Source organism: Pseudomonas sp. NS1(2017) (genome assembly GCF_002269425.1).
Classification (GTDB): Bacteria; Pseudomonadota; Gammaproteobacteria; order Pseudomonadales; family Pseudomonadaceae; genus Aquipseudomonas; species Aquipseudomonas reactans.
The window spans coordinates 6298698-6315510 of the sequence record NZ_CP022960.1; the positions used below are offsets into that span (position 1 = coordinate 6298698).

Genomic DNA, 16813 nt, shown 5'->3' on the forward strand with positions numbered 1-16813 from the left:
GAAAAAACCCATACATCAGGCGCTTTTTTACATCGCGACGTAGGACATTTCGCTACCCTCCTCCAGGCAACCACGTCTGATACACCTCATGCAGCTCAACCCCTAGCCGGTCTTCCAATTGCACCAACTCGCCCAACGCCAACAATTGCCCATTTACCCGGACCTCCACGCAATGGATGATCTCCGGCATCAATGGCAACACCTTCCCGGGCGCAAAGGCAGCCAGCCGCCTGCGGCTGATCAGTTGTTCCTGTAGAAGAATTTCCAGATGCATGGGTTAACACCTTGGTTACGGTGAGACATCGCGCTGCGGTCTTACAAACGCACGCTGAACATGTTGGTACTGCGCAGGCGTCAAGGGAGGCGGCTGGCCCGTCTCTTCAAGCCCCTTCGATTCGCTGCCCACCGGCCTGGCCTGGATGACAAACAAGCGCACTTGGGCCGAGCGACCAGCGCCCCGCCCTTCCGACTCCCGTTGAAACGTGCCCAACCATAGGCGCCTACCCGGCGGCAAACGCACCACACTGTTGACGCCGACTCGCCCAACCGCTGTGTTTTTCCCGCGCGGCTCCGCCACACTCATTCGGCGGTCTTCTTCGACATCAAGGCGCATCTCGATCTGGTTAGCCTCGGCAAAACGCGGCAGCACACTCACCTGTGTGCCATAACGCACCGGTTTCCAGTCAGCGCGGTCATCTGTGCGGGCTGGCAGATAGAACGTATGGCTGTCCTGGAACACCGCAGGCAGGTTCTCCTGGGTGAGTATCACCGGCAAGGTGGTTACCTTCGCTCGTCGACGGCGTTCCAATGCACCGATTTTTGCCATGAGGCGGCTGTCGTCTAAAGGGGCCAAGACACGCGAGGCCGACGCCTGGGTTTCCCCATCCCAGTCCAGACCCAGCTTTTTCAGTTCGTCGCGCTCAACATCCACCAGCCACAGCGAAACCTCGATCTCTCGCTTGGGGATGTCGAGTTCCGCCACCAGTTTCTGGATGAAGTTCACCTGGGCCGGCTTGCCCTTGATCAACAGGCTGTTGCTATCCGGATAAGCGATCACGCCAAGGCTCTTGTCCGAGAGCGCCCCCTTGTACTCACTGGCCAGCAGGGTTTCGATCATCGACGCCATCCCCGGCACGGTGACCGGCTTGCCACCCGTGCCGTACTGTCGGTCCACCACATCGGCGTTAAGCACCTGGACGACTGCAAAGGACTGCGCGCCCACTCGCAGATCCCCCCTTTGCCGGTCCATCAACTGGGCCAGGCGCAGCACATGGTCGACGTAATTCGGTGGGCCGGATACATAGAACGTGCGCGTTCCACTTTCACGCAGGGGATGGCGTGACTCATCAAGGCCCGATCGGCGCATCAGGCTACGCAGCCTGTCGACGGAAATATGCCGCAAGGTGACCGCAGAGCTTTTTGCCTCGCCAGCGTCATAGACATACAACGCCTGTCCATCGCTGTACCAGATCAACCCTTGTTCACATGCAAGCGCCTCCAGGGCCTGCTGTGGCGTTTCGAAATCCAGGCTGGCACTGAGGCGTTTACGGGCGACCTCGCGACTGACGACAATGGGTAGCCCAAGTGGCTCCGACAGGGCGGTGAGCACGGTATACAGGCTTTCGTCCTTTGCCTGATAAAGCGTCCCCCAGGCCATTGCACTTACCAGCAACAGCGCAGAAAACAACAACCCACGGCAGTACCGGCGGCAGGAAGTCGTTGCGAGAAAGTCGGCGTGCACCGTGGAGAGTTCCTGGACGATTGGGCATTGAAGGTGCGGCCATACTGAGAGCCCGTCCGCTTTCAATCATGATGGAAAGTTGATGACCCTCCAGACCCACCCAGCCGTGGCATGTGCCTTGCTATGAACTCTGTATCAGAGCACGCGCCAGCGGCGGCGCGAGCTTACGGACAAAGGCGTCGTTACCCGCGTTGGCTTACATCGCCATCTGAGGGAACGACGTTTTTTTTTGAAAGAAAAGGTAGGTGTTGATGAACGATTCGGTTGGCAACAGCCCGACGAACGACCCGCTGGCCTGGGTCAACGGCAGTGATGCACCGGAAAAAAGCAGCCTCGACCTGGGCTTCATGGCCTTGAGCGATTGCGCCTCGATGGTGGTGGCGGCCACCCAGGGCTTCGCTCAACCTTATGGCCTGACCTTGAACCTCAAGCGTCAATCGTCCTGGGCCAACCTGCGCGACAAACTGGTCAGTGGTGAACTGGACGCCGCCCATAGCCTGTACGGCCTGATCTACGCCGTGCACCTAGGCATCGGCGGTGTTGCACCCACCGATATGGCGGTGCTGATGGGGCTCAACCAGAACGGCCAGAGCATCAACCTGTCCCACGGTTTGCAACAACTGGGGGTGATCACTCCTGAGGCACTCGATCGCCACGTGCACCAAAGCCGAACAAAACTGACCTTCGCCCAGACTTTTCCCACAGGCACCCATGCGATGTGGCTGTATTACTGGCTGGCAAGCCAGGGCATTCATCCATTACAGGATGTGGACAGCGTAGTGGTGCCCCCCCCGCAAATGGTTGCGCACCTGCAAGCCGGGCGTATCGACGGGTTTTGCGTGGGCGAGCCCTGGTGCGCCAGCGCGGTCAAACAGAACCAAGGGTTTACCCTGGCGACGACCCAGGCGATCTGGCCGGATCATCCGGAAAAGGTGCTCGGCTGCACCCAGGCGTTCGTGGATCAAAACCCGAACACGGCACGCGTGCTGGTGAGGGCAATCCTGGAAGCCAGTCGGTTTATCGAAGAAAGCCGCGAAAACCGCCGCTCCACCGCGCAATTGCTCAGTGGCGGCGACTACCTCGATGCCCCGCTCGACTGCATCGAGCCGCGCCTGCTGGGGACCTATGAAGACGGCCTGGGCAATCAGTGGCAGGATCCCCACGCTCTGCGCTTCTTCGCCGGTGGCGAAGTAAACCTGCCGTACCTCTCCGATGGCATGTGGTTCATGACCCAGTTCCGGCGCTGGGGCCTGCTGCGCGAAGACCCCGACTACCTCGGCGTTGCGCGTCAGGTGCAGCAACTGGCGCTGTATCGCCAGGCAGCCGATGGACTGGGGATCGCCACGAACGACCAGGACATGCGCAGCAGCCAACTGATCGACGGCAAAGTCTGGGACGGTTCCGACCCCGCCGGTTATGCCCGCAGCTTCCGGCTGCATGCGCTGGCCGATCCGACCCACCGCCAAGCCTCGCGCTGACAGGAGGACCTCCATGCTGCGAATCCTGCTGATCAACGACACCCCACGCAAGGTAGGCCGACTCAGGACTGCGCTGATCGAAGCCGGTTTTGACGTGATCGACGAGTCCGGCCTGACCATTGACCTGCCCGCACGCGTCGAAACGGTGCGCCCGGATGTGATCCTGATCGATACCGAGTCACCGGGGCGCGATGTGATGGAGCAAGTGGTGCTGGTCAGCCGTGACCAACCCCGGCCCATCGTGATGTTCACTGACGAACACGACCCGAACGTGATGCGCCAGGCGATCAAGTCCGGCGTCAGCGCCTACATCGTCGAAGGCATCCAGGCCCAGCGGCTGCAGCCGATCCTTGATGTGGCCATGGCCCGCTTCGAAAGCGACCAGGCCTTGCGCGCGCAGCTCCAGGCGCGGGACCAGCAACTGGCCGAGCGCAAGCGCATCGAGTTGGCCAAGGGCATGTTGATGAAAATGAAGGACTGCAACGAGGAAGAGGCCTACACCCTGATGCGCCGCCAGGCCATGAGCCGCCAGCAGAAGCTGATCCAGGTGGCGGAGCAGATTATCGCCATGAGTGAGCTGCTTGGATGATTTGGCGCAGCTCTTGCTAAGCATTCATCACAGGTAGCCAACGGCGGTTGCCCCACCCCGACAAAGACGTCGCACACCCGGTTTGCCCTCGCGAACCCGGTGGCGGCGTTTTTTCGTTTTGGCCTTCTTGCAAGACTCCCAACCGTTGAGGTGCGTGATGAAATCAAGCTTCTGGAAATCCGGGCACACCCCGACCCTGTTTGCCGCGTTCCTGTATTTCGACCTGAGCTTTATGGTCTGGTACCTGTTGGGCCCCTTGGCGATACAGATTGCCGCCGACCTGCACCTGACTACTCAGCAGCGTGGCCTGATGGTCGCAACACCGATCCTCGCCGGTGCGATTTTGCGCTTTTTGATGGGCATGCTGGCGGACAAACTGTCGCCCAAGACTGCCGGCCTGATTGGCCAGGTGATTGTGATTTGCGCCCTGTTCGGCGCCTGGAAACTCGGGATTCATAGCTACGAACAAGCGCTGTTGCTGGGCGTGTTCCTTGGTATGGCCGGCGCCTCGTTTGCCGTTGCACTGCCACTGGCCTCCCAGTGGTACCCGGCGGAACACCAGGGCAAGGCCATGGGCATCGCCGGTGCGGGGAACTCCGGCACCGTGTTCGCCGCGTTGCTGGCACCGGTTTTGGCGGCCGCCTTTGGCTGGAGCAACGTGTTCGGCTTCGCGCTGATCCCCCTGGTGCTGACCCTGATCGTCTTTGCCTGGCTGGCACGCAATGCCCCGGAACGCCCGAAGGCCAAGTCCATGGCCGACTACTTCAAGGCCCTGGGTGACCGGGACAGCTGGTGGTTCATGTTTTTCTACAGCGTGACCTTCGGCGGCTTTATCGGCCTGGCAAGCGCCCTGCCCGGCTATTTCAATGACCAATACGGCCTGAGTCCGGTGACAGCCGGCTACTACACCGCCGCCTGCGTGTTCGGCGGCAGCCTGATGCGCCCGCTGGGCGGCGCGTTGGCGGACCGTTTCGGCGGGATTCGCACCTTGCTGGGCATGTACAGCGTAGCGGCGATCTGCATCGCGGCGGTGGGTTTCAACCTGCCGAGTTCCTACGCAGCGCTGGCGCTTTTCGTCTGCACCATGCTGGGTCTCGGCGCAGGAAATGGCGCAGTGTTCCAACTGGTGCCGCAGCGTTTCCGCCGTGAGATCGGCGTGATGACCGGCCTGATCGGAATGGCTGGCGGTATCGGCGGCTTTGCCTTGGCAGCCGGCATGGGCGCGATCAAACAAAGTACCGGCAGCTATCAGATGGCGTTGTGGTTGTTCGCCAGCCTGGGCGTATTGGCCTGGTTCGGCCTGCACGGCGTGAAGCGTCGCTGGAGAACCACCTGGGGCTCGGCTGCCGTGACGGCTGCGCGGGTCTGATGAGCCTGCAACTGAGCGTCGCCCAGGCCAGTGCCATTGGCCCTCGGGCGGAAAACCAGGACGCGTTGCGGGTGGTCACACCCGTGGCCGAACTGGCGGCGAGCAAGGGCTACCTGTGCGCCATCGCCGACGGCGTGAGCCAGTGCGCCGACGGCGGCCTGGCTGCGCGCTCGACCTTGCAGGCACTGGCTCTGGATTACTACGCCACGCCGCAAACCTGGGGCGTGGCGCAGGCCCTGGAGCGTTTGTTGCTCGCGCAGAATCGCTGGCTGCAAGCCAATGGCGGTGGTCAGCCGCTACTCACCACTCTGAGTGCACTGGTGTTTCGCGGCCAGCGCTTTACCCTGGCGCATGTCGGCGATTGCCGGGCGTATCGTTGGCTCGACGGCCAATTGCAGCGCATCACCGAAGATCACGTTTGGGAGCAACCGGGCATGCAGCATGTGCTCAAGCGCGCCCTTGGCCTGGATCAACACCTGGTGGTGGATTTTCTGGATGGCCAGTTGCGTGAAGGCGAATGTTTCCTGCTGCTCAGTGATGGTGTGTGGGCAACCCTGGGCGATCACAGCATCCAGGCGATTCTGCGCGAGCAGACGGATATGGAATTGGCCGTCAACACCCTGGTGAATGCCGCACACCTGGCCGGCAGCCAGGACAATGCCAGCGCGCTGCTCGTGCGTGTCGACACCCTTGGCGCAGCCACCCTCGGTGATGCGCTGGTGCAGTTGCAGCAATGGCCACTACCACCGCCGTTGAAAGCCGGGCAGCATTTTGAAGGCTGGCAGGTGGAAAGCGTGTTGGCGCAAAGCCGTCAGTCACTGCTTTACCGGGTGCGCGATGCCCAGCAGCAACCATGGCTGCTGAAAACCCTGCCGCTGAGCCGCGACGATGATCACGATGCCGGCCAGGCCTTGCTGTCGGAGGAATGGTTTCTGCGCCGGGTTGCGGGGCGGGCATTCCCTGAAGTGCATGCCGGCAGCGGGCGCCAGCATTTGTACTACGTGATGCGTGAATATTCCGGCCAGACCCTGGCCGGACTGTTCCAACATCAAGGCCCCTTGCCCTTGGCGCAGTGGCAGTCGATTGCCGAGCGTTTGCTGCGGGCCGTGGGCATGCTGCATCGGCGGCAGATCCTGCACCGCGATATCAAACCGGAAAACCTGCTGCTGGGGGACGACGGCGAATTACGGGTGTTGGATTTCGGCCTGGCGTATTGCCCAGGCCTGTCGGAGGACAGCGCGCATGCGCTGCCGGGCACGCCCAGCTTTATTGCACCTGAAGCCTTTAACGGCGAGCGTCCTACGGCCCAACAGGATTTATACAGCGTCGGCGTCACCCTGTATTACCTGCTGACCGGACATTACCCCTACGGCGAAATCGAGGCCTTCCAACGGCCCCGGTTCACTCAGCCTGTCAGCGCCAGTCGCTACCGTCCCGACCTGCCGGATTGGCTGCCCCTCAGCCTGGAGAAGGCAGTCGCGGCCCAACCTGCACATCGTTACGAGACCGCCGAAGAATGGTTGCGGGTGCTGGAACAGGCTGACCGCCAGGAACTGAGCATCCGCCCCAAGCCTTTGCTGGAGCGCGAGCCGATTAAGGTCTGGCGCACCCTGGCGCTGCTGTCGATGCTGATCAATTTGGTACTGCTGTATTCACTTTTTCACCGCTGACGTCATCCCTGGACGAGGAACACTCTATGAATGCAAAAGTCTGGCTGGTGGGCGCGGGTCCGGGTGACCCAGAGCTGTTGACCCTCAAGGCGGTACGCGCCCTGTGTGAGGCCGATGTGGTACTGATTGATGACTTGGTCAACCCGGCAGTGTTGGAACATTGCACGGACGCGCGGGTGGTCACCGTGGGTAAACGCGGCGGCTGCCGGTCGACCCCGCAGGATTTTATCCACCGCCTGATGCTGCGCTATGCGCGCCAGGGCAAATGCGTGGTCCGGCTCAAAGGCGGCGACCCGTGCATTTTCGGACGCGGCGGCGAAGAGGCGACGTGGTTACGGGAACGGGGCGTCGAGGTGGAGTTGGTCAACGGCATTACCGCAGGGCTGGCGGGCGCGACGAATTGCGCGGTGCCATTGACGTTGCGTGGGGTCAGTCGCGGCGTAACGCTGGTCACGGCGCATACCCAGGACGACAGTAGCCTGAATTGGCGTGCGCTGGCAGAAGGTGGGACAACCCTGGTGGTGTACATGGGCGTGGCGAAACTGGAGGAAATCCGCCAGCAACTGCTCGACGGTGGAATGGCAGCGGATATGCCGGTGGCGATGATCGAGAATGCATCGTTGCCCCAGCAAAGGGAATGCCGCAGCGAACTGGTGCACATGCATCAAGATGCGCTGGCATTTGCCTTGAAGAGCCCGGCCATCCTGGTGATCGGCCGCGTCGCGGCCCCGGGGCAAGTCGCTTGCCTCGCTCAAGCCGTCAGCGCCTGAGGCAAATTCCAGGCAAAAAAAAGCCCGGCCTAAGCCGGGCTTTTTTCTACCACTCAGTAATTACTGAGCTTGAGCTTCAACCGACGCTTCTACGCGACGGTTAACAGCACGACCAGCTTCAGTTGCGTTGTCAGCAACTGGGCGGGATTCGCCGTAACCTACTGCGGTGATACGGCTAGGAGCAACGCCGTCTTTAACCAGGACTTGCTTAACAGCGTCAGCACGACGCTGGGACAGCTTCTGGTTGTAAGCGTCTGGACCGACGGAGTCAGTGTGACCAGCAACTTCTACGTTGGTAGCTGGGTACTGAGCCATGAAGTCGGCCAGGTTTTTCACGTCGCCGTAGCTGTTAGGCTTAACAACCGACTTGTCGAAGTCGAACTTAACGTCCAGCTCAACACGTACAACCTGAGCAACTGGAGCTTCTGGCTCTGGAGTTGGCTCTGGAGCTGGTGCTGGGGTAGGAGCTGGAGCAACTGCGCCAGCGTTACCGCCGAAGTTCACGCCCAGGCCGACCAGTGCGGAGTAGTCCCACTTGCCGTTGTCCAGACCGTAGTCAGCTTCAACACCGGCACGAGCGTACAGGTTGTTGGTGAAGTAGTACTTCACGCCAGTACCAACGGTAGCGAAGGTAGTCTGGTCGCGACCGCTGTGGCCGTCAGCTTGAACGTTGGTACGGCTCTGGTGGCCGAAACCGCCTTCTACGTATGGACGCAGGCTGTCTACGCCAGCTTGACCGAAGTGATACTGGGCAACCAGGCTGCCGGTATCGCCTTTGATCTTCTGGTTACCAGTACCGTCGTTCGAACGGGTGTGGTTGGTTTTGTCGTAGGACAGGTTCAAGGACAGGTCGTCGGTCAGGAAGTAACCGATGCGAGCGCCAGGATTGAAGCCGTCTTCGATGTGCTTGACGCTATCGTTGTACTGCTTCTTGTAGAACAGCTCGCCTTCAACTGCGCCTTGGCCTTGTGCCAGAACGCCGAAAGAAGTAGCGGCAATAAGAGAACCAATGGCCAAGCCCAAGGTGTTTTTCAGTTTCATCCGTTAAATCCCCATCTGGTGATTGTAAAGCAGTCCCACAAACCGGGGGACAACTCGGCGACAAGTCTAACAGAACTTGCCTACACGTAAGAGATATTTGCCACGCACTAAGTTTCAGTCTCGCCCGCAAATTTCTCACGTAATTTATCAAGAGCACGTTTGTAACGCATTTTTGTAGCACTCAAACCCATGTGCATGATGTCAGCGATTTCCTGAAATTCCAGCTCTGCGACAAATCGTAGCACCAGAATTTCCCGGTCAATCGGGTTCACATACACCAACCAGCGATCAAGTCCGCCCTTCTCCTCGGGTGCCGGCGCCTTCTCTTCAGACGCTTCCTCAAGGGGGTCCAGACTCAACGCGTCCATCAAGCGACGCTTTCGCCGTTCCTTACGATACTGCGTGATGCACTCGTTGTACGTGATGCTATATAGCCATGTCTTGAACTTCGATTTGCCCTCGAAGTTCTTCAGGCCATACAGCACCTTGAGCATCACTTCCTGACAGACATCATCCGCATCTCTATCGTTCCCTAAATACCTTGAACAAACGTTGAACAGAGTGCGTTGATATCTGCGCATCAATTCTTCATACGCGCGAGTTACGTGAAACAGCTCCGTGTGCGAGCGCGCGACCAACTCCTCATCAGAGAGCTCACGGGGGTCATAGCGCGTGGACAGCGTTTGGGCTTTATTCAAAACAAGTCGTGCCGACAGTCAGGTCAATGTCCGCCACAGCCCGGTCAGCCGGGTTTGCGGCGGCGTACATTAGCAGGGTTTGCCGGATTAGCGGCTACTGACCTGCTGCTCCAGGAGAATCCGATTGGACAACGACACCAGGTCGCCGTCATCGGTCAGCACCGTCGTCTTGACTGTGCCGATCTCCTCGATTTGCCCTTCGACCTCGCCCACACGCACCTGTTGCCCCACTTGATACAACTCACGCACATAGATTCCCGCGAGAATCTGACCGGCAATTTCCCGGCTTCCCAAGCCCATGGCCAGCGCAACGGCCAGACCAACGGTAATCAAAACGATCACAATCACATGGTTGAGCAGGTCAGTCTTGACCTCCAACTGGCTGATCGCGACCGAAATACTGATGATGATCACCAAGCCCTGGGCAATTCGCCCCAGGCCCGCAGCATAGTCCAGCCCCACGCCTTCAGCGGCGCCGCGCACCAGCCCATTGGCCAGTTGCGCCAGCAAAACGCCTACCAGCAGCACCAGCGCGCCGCCGAAAACCTTCGGCAAATACAGCGCCAGCATGTCGAGCGTAGCTGAAACTCGCTCAAGTCCAAGGGATTGAGCCGCAGAAACCAGAAAAATCAGCAAAACAAACCAATAAACGATCTTGCCGATCAAGGTGGAGATCGGCACTTGCAGGCCGGCACGACCCAGCAGCTTGGTCAGGCCGGTGCCTGCCATCAGGCGATCGAGGCCCAGTTTTGCGAGCAGTTTGGACAGCAGGGTGTCGAGCAGCTTGGCTACGACAAAGCCCAGCAATACCAGGACCAGAGCACCAAACAGGTTGGGAATGAAGTTCGCCACCTTGGTCCACAATGCGGTCATCGCGGTGACCAGGCTCTGGGTCCAGAGATCAAGTTCCATATTCAATCAGCCTTATCAGCAGTGCGAGCAAGAGGTTTACGACGGGAAACCGGCGATACGTGGGCCGAACCGTTGTTCAGGGCCATCATCAACGCAGGCAGCCAGCGGCCGAGCAGACCGAACAGGTCACCCGCACCGACCTGGCGGTTGGCGGTTTTCAACACGCGGCCCAGGCAGGCATCGTCGTCGCGGTTGGACGGCGAAGCATTGAGCATGTCACGCAAAGACTGTTCGAACGGATCGTGCATAAAGACCTCTCGCAAGTGATTTAAAAGACGAGGGTAAAATTCTTGAGGTCACATAGGACCGTACGTACGTTCAGGTCATATTCAGCTCAAACCCAGCGCAATCGTCGAAAAAGCCACCATTGTCCCAGTGCAACCGAGACCATCAACAGGCACGCCACCATGAATCCATAGGGGCTGGCGGAGAACGGAATACCGCCCACATTGATCCCCAGCAGACCGGTCAAAAAACTCATCGGCAGGAAGATCCCGGTGATGATCCCGAAGCGGTACATGGTGCGGTTCATGCGCACGCTCAAACGCCGGTCTTCGGCCTCCAGCACAAGCCCCACGCGCTCCCGGGTCAATTCGAGTTCTTCCAGGTAGCGGGTCAGGCTGTTGTTCAATTCGTTCCAGTAGTCGGCATCGTCGTCACAGAACCACGGCAATTTGATCCGCGTGAGCTGGGCAAAAATATCCCGCTGCGGCGCCAAAAATCGCTTCAGGCCAGCCGCTCGTCGGCGGATCTGCAGGATGCTGCCATGTTCCGGGGTATACCGTTCGTCGGTATCGAGTTTTTCTTCCTCGGCGTCGACGATTTCAGACAGGTCGGAGACCAGATCCTGCACTTTATTGGTCAGGTACTGCGCCATATAAAGAATGAGTTCCGACGCGGTCTTAGGCCCCTTGCCGTCCGCCAGTTGCACCAACAGTTCGTCAGTGGCGCGCAATGGGCGCAGGCGTAGGGAAATCACGCGACTGGCGGCAGCAAAGATGCGTACCGAGACCATGTCTTCCGGCTCCGCACCGGGGTTGAGATTGACCCCGCGCAGAAACAGCAGCAATTCCGAATCCGGCAGCGGCAACAAGCGCGGGCGGGTGTTTTCCTCCAGCAACAGGTCACAGGCAAACTCGCTCAAACCGCTGGATTTGCGCAGCCACGTCTGGGTTTGCGGATGGCTGCGATCCCAATGCAGCCACAGGCTCTCCTGGGGCTGCAGTTGCAAGTCGTCGAGCTCTGTCCGGGCAATCGAACGCGCACCGCCTTTACCGTCCAGCACCAGGGCATGCACCAGGCCCCATTGCGCGTTTTCTTCCTCGAACATCCTTACTCCTGTCTTATTCGGGCATTTTCAGCGGGCTGGGGGAAACGATCACGCCATTGTTATCGGCGTAGATGTATTCACCCGGACGAAAGGTCACACCCGCGAAGGTGACGACCACATTCAGGTCGCCAATACCGCGTTTGTCGGTCTTCATCGGATGGCTGGCCAAGGCCTGTACACCCAGGTCGGTCTGGGCAATGACGTCGACATCACGGATGCAACCGTAGATCACCAGCCCTTCCCAACCGTTTTTTGCCGCTTTCTCGGCGATCATGTCGCCCAGCAGCGCGCGACGCAGGGAGCCGCCACCGTCGACCACCAGCACCTTGCCGGCGCCCGGCTGATCGGCTTGTTCCTTGACCAGGGAGTTATCTTCGAAGCATTTAATTGTGACGATCTCGCCGCCGAAGGAGTCTCGCCCGCCGAAGTTGCTGAACATTGGTTCGAGCACCTGCACCAGGTCCGGATAGGCGTCGCACAGATCGGGAGTCACGTAATGGTTCATTGAAAAATTCCTTTCCGTCAAAGAGGTGTCTTTCGAAAGAAGCGCCAGCCAGAGCAGGTGCGAAACATCCCATCCGCCTCGCCGCAACGCAATAGCCACTGCGCGACTGAATATGACCAGAAGCGTTTAACGCGTCATATCTTAGCCGCAACCACACTCGAGCGAAACGCCCTTGGCAGAGCGCTGCGTCAAACCGTGGCCAACACCTGCGCCTGCGCACCGGGCAACGGTGTGAGCGGATCTTTCAACCACTGCGCCACCAATGGCCACACTTCGGCCTGGGCGGCTTTGCTCACCAGCATCTCCACATGCCCGAAATCCCCGGTAAAGCCTTGCTGTCGGCCCAGACACAGGTACTGACGGTGCTCGGAACCGACTTGCTCGAACAGCTTGCGACAGGCCCAGTCGGGGTCTTGATGATCCCCGGCTGCACTGACCGCCAACAGCGGCACATCGACTTCAGCCAGGCCTTTCCACCAATCGTTCTTGCCCTCGCCAAAGCGGCCAAACAGGCCATTCCAGCGCATCGCTTCGATCATGACGCCCGGCGGTTCGTCCTCGGGGCCACGCTTCAGGCGCGAGCCGGACACTTCGCCAAAGCGCTTCAACAGCAAGCGACCGGTCCATTCCACCGGTGGCAGTTTCAACGGCCAATGGGTGCGACTGACCTGGCAGCCAAACAGCGCCACCGACGCCACGGCCGGCGCACCCAAGTGCTGCCCACCCAGGGCCGCCGCCAAGCTGGTGCCGCCCAGGGAATGGCCGATCCAGTGGGGAATCTGCCCGCTTTGCTCACGCACGAACGCGCCGATGGCAGGCAAATCGTAACGCGCATAGTCAGCGACACGGTTGCGGGCGTAGTCCTGATTGCGCTTGGACAGACCATGGCCGCGCATTTCCGGGATCCAGACATCAAACCCCTCGCGCGCCAGGTAAGCGCCCAGGCCGATCCCCTTGGGCGAATACCAGAAGCGCCGGTTGGAAAAGCTGCCGTGCAATAAAATAACTGGAATGCCCCGGTTTTCCGGGACGTCGGCCAGGCCCAAACGGGTAACCGCCAGCTCGACGGTGCCGTCGGGGCTGTTACCGGGTTTGAGGCGATATACGTCTTCACTCAGGTCGCCACGACGTTCAGCGCTGATCAGGGCGACGGGAAATAGGTTGCTGCTGCTTTGCATAATGCTCTTGCACAAAAAAGGGCGACGTCCGTAAGGATTCCGCCCTGTACAGATAAGAATGCCGGTCACCCTCAACGGGAGACCGGCACTTTTGACGTGACAACCTTAAGCGGACGCTTGGCCTTCCGCCAGGAAGAACCAGGTTTCCAGCACGGAATCGGGGTTCAGCGAGACGCTTTCGATGCCCTGTTCCATCAGCCATTTGGCCAGGTCAGGGTGGTCGGAAGGGCCTTGGCCGCAGATACCGATGTACTTGCCGGCCTTGTTGCAGGCCTGGATGGCGTTGGCCAGCAGCTTCTTGACCGCAGGATTTCGCTCGTCGAACAGGTGCGCGATGATCCCGGAGTCACGGTCCAGGCCCAAGGTCAACTGGGTCAGGTCGTTGGAGCCGATGGAGAAGCCGTCGAAGAACTCCAGGAACTCTTCGGCCAGGATGGCGTTGGACGGCAGCTCGCACATCATGATCACGCGCAGGCCGTTCTCACCACGGGACAGGCCGTTTTCAGCCAGCAAGTCCACCACCTGGCTCGCTTCGCCCAGGGTGCGCACGAACGGCACCATGATCTCGACGTTGGTCAGGCCCATCTCGTTGCGCACGCGCTTGAGGGCGCGGCATTCGAGTTCGAAGCAGTCACGGAACGCTTCGCTGATGTAACGCGAGGCGCCACGGAAGCCCAGCATCGGGTTTTCTTCTTCCGGCTCGTAGAGCTTGCCGCCGATCAGGTTGGCGTATTCGTTGGACTTGAAGTCCGACAGACGCACGATGACCTTTTTCGGGTAGAACGCCGCCGCCAGGGTGCTGATGCCTTCCACCAGTTTCTCGACGTAGAAGCCCACCGGGTCGTTGTAGCCGGCGATACGCTTGTCGACGCTTTCCTTGATGTCCAGCGGCAAGCCGTCGTAGTTCAGCAGGGCCTTGGGGTGCACGCCGATCATGCGGTTGATGATGAACTCCAGGCGGGCCAGGCCCACACCGGCGTTCGGCAACTGCGCAAAGTCAAAGGCGCGGTCCGGGTTACCGACGTTCATCATGATCTTGAACGGCAGGTCCGGCATGGCGTCGATGGAGTTCTGCTTGATATCGAAGCCCAGCTCGCCTTCAAAGATGAAACCGGTGTCGCCCTCGGCGCAGGAAACAGTGACGCCTTGGCCGTCTTTCAACAGCTGGGTCGCGTTGCCGCAGCCTACGACCGCAGGAATCCCCAGTTCACGGGCGATGATCGCCGCGTGGCAGGTACGCCCGCCACGGTTGGTGACAATGGCGCTGGCGCGTTTCATCACCGGTTCCCAGTCCGGGTCGGTCATGTCGGAGACCAGTACGTCACCTGGCTGGACTTTGTCCATTTCGGACACGTCCTTGATGATCCGCACCTTGCCGGCGCCGATGCGCTGGCCGATGGCGCGGCCTTCCACCAGCACGGTGCCGGTTTCTTTGAGCAGGTAGCGTTCCATGACATTGGCCGAGGTACGGCTCTTCACGGTTTCCGGACGGGCCTGCACGATGTACAGCTTGCCGTCGTCACCGTCTTTGGCCCACTCGATGTCCATCGGGCACTTGTAGTGCTTTTCGATGATCATCGCTTGTTTGGCCAATTCGCTGACTTCAGCGTCGGTCAGGCAGAAACGCGCGCGTTCGGCCTTGTCGACTTCAACGGTTTTTACCGAGCGACCGGCCTTGGCCTCGTCGCCGTAGATCATCTTGATGGCCTTGCTGCCCAGGTTGCGGCGCAGGATGGCCGGGCGGCCGGCTTCAAGGGTGTGCTTGTGTACGTAGAATTCGTCGGGGTTGACCGCGCCTTGTACGACGGTTTCGCCCAGACCGTAGGCGCCGGTGATAAACACCACGTCACGGAAGCCCGATTCGGTATCGAGGGTGAACATCACACCAGCAGTGCCGGTTTCCGAACGCACCATGCGCTGCACACCGGCAGACAGGGCCACCAGCTTGTGGTCGAAACCTTGGTGCACACGGTAGGAAATGGCGCGGTCGTTGAACAGCGAGGCGAACACTTCCTTGGCCGCACGGATCACGTTTTCCACGCCGCGGATGTTCAGGAAGGTCTCTTGCTGGCCGGCGAAGGAAGCGTCCGGCAAGTCTTCGGCGGTGGCCGAGGAGCGCACGGCAACGGCGACGTCCGGGTTACCGGCCGACAGCGCGGCGAAGGCGGTGCGGATTTCTTCGTTGAGCTTCTCGGGGAACTCGGCTTCCATGATCCATTGGCGGATCTGGGCGCCGGTCTTGGCCAGGGCATTGACGTCGTCGACGTCCAGGGCGTCCAGCGCGGCGTGGATCTGAGCGTTGAGGCCGCTCAGTTCGAGGAAATCGCGGTAAGCCTGGGCCGTGGTGGCGAAACCACCGGGCACCGAGACACCAGCGCCTGCAAGATTACTGATCATCTCGCCGAGGGATGCGTTCTTGCCCCCCACGTGCTCTACATCATGGACGCCGAGCTTATCGAGGGAAACTACGTACTCTACCAAGGTGATCTCTCCACTAACTGTGTTGGAAAAGCTCAGGACGCCGGCTGCTCAGTAGGAGCGAGTGCCAGCGCTTGTGGCCTGGACCTGGAAAATAAGTGAGAATGCGGCCCACTGCGGGACGGCAAAATCGCGCCTATCATATCCAAGATTCGCCATCAGCTTAAGGCCCAGGGCTCAAATGAAACGATCTGCTTTCTTTATCTCCGACGGCACCGGCATCACAGCCGAAACATTGGGTCAAAGCCTGCTCGCGCAGTTCGAAAACATTACCTTCGCCAAATTCACGCGGCCGTACATCGACAGCGTGGATAAAGCGCGGGCCATGGTACAACAAATCAATCTGGCGGCCGAAAAAGACGGTTTTCGTCCGATCATTTTCGACACCATCGTCAATCAAGACATTCGTGAGATTCTCGCAACGTCGAATGGTTTCATGATCGACATCTTCTCGACGTTCCTGGCGCCACTGGAACAAGAGTTGAGTGAACATTCGTCGTACTCGGTAGGAAAGTCCCATTCCATTGGCCATAACTCCAACTATATGGAGCGTATCGAGGCGGTGAACTTCGCCCTCGACAACGACGACGGCGCCCGCACCCATTACTACGACAAGGCCGACCTGATCCTGGTGGGCGTATCCCGCTGCGGCAAAACGCCCACCTGTCTGTACATGGCCATGCAATTCGGCATCCGCGCGGCCAACTATCCGCTGACCGAGGACGACATGGAGCATTTGACGCTGCCGGCCGCCCTGCGGGCGCATTCGCACAAGCTGTTCGGGCTGACCATTGATCCGGATCGGCTGACCGCGATCCGCAATGAACGCAAGCCCAATAGCCGCTATTCCAGCTATGCGCAGTGCGAGTTCGAAGTGCGCGAAGTAGAAAATCTGTTCCGTCGCGAGAATATTGCGCACATCAATTCCACGCATTTTTCGGTGGAAGAGATTTCGGCGAAGATTCTGGTGGAGAAAGGCGTGGAGCGGCGCTTCAAATAACACTTGATACTCTGTGTCACTGTGGCGAGCGGGCTTGCCCCGCGTTGGGCTGCG

General features: G+C 59.8%; 16 protein-coding genes. 6 read left to right on the forward strand and 10 right to left on the reverse strand.

The annotated features are described in order from the left end of the window. Positions 1-52 precede the first annotated feature (52 nt). Both CI807_RS29240 and sctC read right to left on the reverse strand, forming a co-directional pair. Positions 53-274 carry a FliM/FliN family flagellar motor switch protein gene (locus CI807_RS29240; RefSeq protein WP_095017238.1) on the reverse strand — a complete coding sequence of 74 codons (222 nt, stop codon included), beginning with the start codon at positions 272-274 and terminating at the stop codon, positions 53-55. Between the two features lie 15 nt (positions 275-289). Next, a complete protein-coding gene (sctC, locus tag CI807_RS29245; protein WP_095017239.1) occupies positions 290-1657 on the reverse strand; it encodes a type III secretion system outer membrane ring subunit SctC in 1368 nt (455 codons plus the stop codon). Positions 1658-1992: 335 nt separating this feature from the next. On the opposite strand from sctC, the gene CI807_RS29250 reads away from it, so the two are divergent. The 5 genes from CI807_RS29250 to cobA all read left to right on the forward strand — a co-directional run bounded on the left by CI807_RS29250 (position 1993) and on the right by cobA (position 7617). Continuing rightward, positions 1993-3219 (forward strand): CmpA/NrtA family ABC transporter substrate-binding protein, encoded by a 1227-nt coding sequence (locus CI807_RS29250; RefSeq protein WP_095017240.1) that lies wholly within the window; start codon positions 1993-1995, stop codon positions 3217-3219. A 13-nt stretch (positions 3220-3232) separates the two neighbouring features. Next, positions 3233-3808, forward strand: coding sequence for an ANTAR domain-containing response regulator (locus CI807_RS29255; protein WP_010208501.1), 576 nt, complete (start codon positions 3233-3235; stop codon positions 3806-3808). A 157-nt stretch (positions 3809-3965) separates the two neighbouring features. Next, the gene (locus CI807_RS29260; protein ID WP_016979267.1) at positions 3966-5177 is read left to right on the forward strand and encodes a NarK/NasA family nitrate transporter; all 1212 of its coding nucleotides are present in this window, start codon (positions 3966-3968) and stop codon (positions 5175-5177) included. Then, positions 5177-6847 carry a bifunctional protein-serine/threonine kinase/phosphatase gene (locus CI807_RS29265; protein ID WP_095017241.1) on the forward strand — a complete coding sequence of 557 codons (1671 nt, stop codon included), beginning with the start codon at positions 5177-5179 and terminating at the stop codon, positions 6845-6847. Before CI807_RS29260 ends, CI807_RS29265 begins: the two co-directional genes overlap by 1 nt. A 26-nt stretch (positions 6848-6873) precedes the next feature. Beyond that, complete coding sequence (cobA, locus tag CI807_RS29270; protein ID WP_095017242.1) at positions 6874-7617, forward strand: uroporphyrinogen-III C-methyltransferase; 744 nt, start codon at positions 6874-6876, stop codon at positions 7615-7617. 60 nt (positions 7618-7677) lie between these two features. Here cobA and CI807_RS29275 read toward each other — a convergent pair whose 3' ends face one another. The 8 genes from CI807_RS29275 to ppsA all read right to left on the reverse strand — a co-directional run bounded on the left by CI807_RS29275 (position 7678) and on the right by ppsA (position 15762). After that, entirely contained in the window at positions 7678-8658 is a 981-nt protein-coding gene (locus tag CI807_RS29275) for an OmpA family protein (RefSeq protein ID WP_010208496.1), read from the reverse strand. Positions 8659-8765: 107 nt separating this feature from the next. Then, positions 8766-9356 carry an RNA polymerase sigma factor SigX gene (gene sigX / locus CI807_RS29280; protein WP_010208495.1) on the reverse strand — a complete coding sequence of 197 codons (591 nt, stop codon included), beginning with the start codon at positions 9354-9356 and terminating at the stop codon, positions 8766-8768. Positions 9357-9443: 87 nt separating this feature from the next. Continuing rightward, positions 9444-10268 (reverse strand): mechanosensitive ion channel domain-containing protein, encoded by an 825-nt coding sequence (locus CI807_RS29285; protein WP_003175519.1) that lies wholly within the window; start codon positions 10266-10268, stop codon positions 9444-9446. A 2-nt stretch (positions 10269-10270) separates the two neighbouring features. Further along, positions 10271-10516, reverse strand: a complete 246-nt coding sequence (locus CI807_RS29290; protein WP_005790375.1) for a hypothetical protein — start codon at positions 10514-10516, stop codon at positions 10271-10273. A gap of 86 nt (positions 10517-10602) precedes the next feature. Further along, complete coding sequence (locus tag CI807_RS29295) at positions 10603-11598, reverse strand: zinc transporter ZntB (protein WP_033901206.1); 996 nt, start codon at positions 11596-11598, stop codon at positions 10603-10605. 13 nt (positions 11599-11611) lie between these two features. Then, positions 11612-12103 (reverse strand): ribonuclease E activity regulator RraA, encoded by a 492-nt coding sequence (gene rraA, locus CI807_RS29300; protein WP_010208490.1) that lies wholly within the window; start codon positions 12101-12103, stop codon positions 11612-11614. A gap of 188 nt (positions 12104-12291) precedes the next feature. After that, positions 12292-13281, reverse strand: a complete 990-nt coding sequence (locus CI807_RS29305; RefSeq protein ID WP_095017243.1) for an alpha/beta fold hydrolase — start codon at positions 13279-13281, stop codon at positions 12292-12294. A 105-nt stretch (positions 13282-13386) separates the two neighbouring features. After that, complete coding sequence (ppsA, locus tag CI807_RS29310) at positions 13387-15762, reverse strand: phosphoenolpyruvate synthase (protein WP_028617515.1); 2376 nt, start codon at positions 15760-15762, stop codon at positions 13387-13389. Positions 15763-15940: 178 nt separating this feature from the next. Here ppsA and CI807_RS29315 point away from each other — a divergent pair, with 178 nt between their 5' ends. Next, a complete protein-coding gene (locus tag CI807_RS29315; protein ID WP_003193298.1) occupies positions 15941-16759 on the forward strand; it encodes a pyruvate, water dikinase regulatory protein in 819 nt (272 codons plus the stop codon). The last annotated feature ends 54 nt before the right edge of the window (positions 16760-16813 follow it).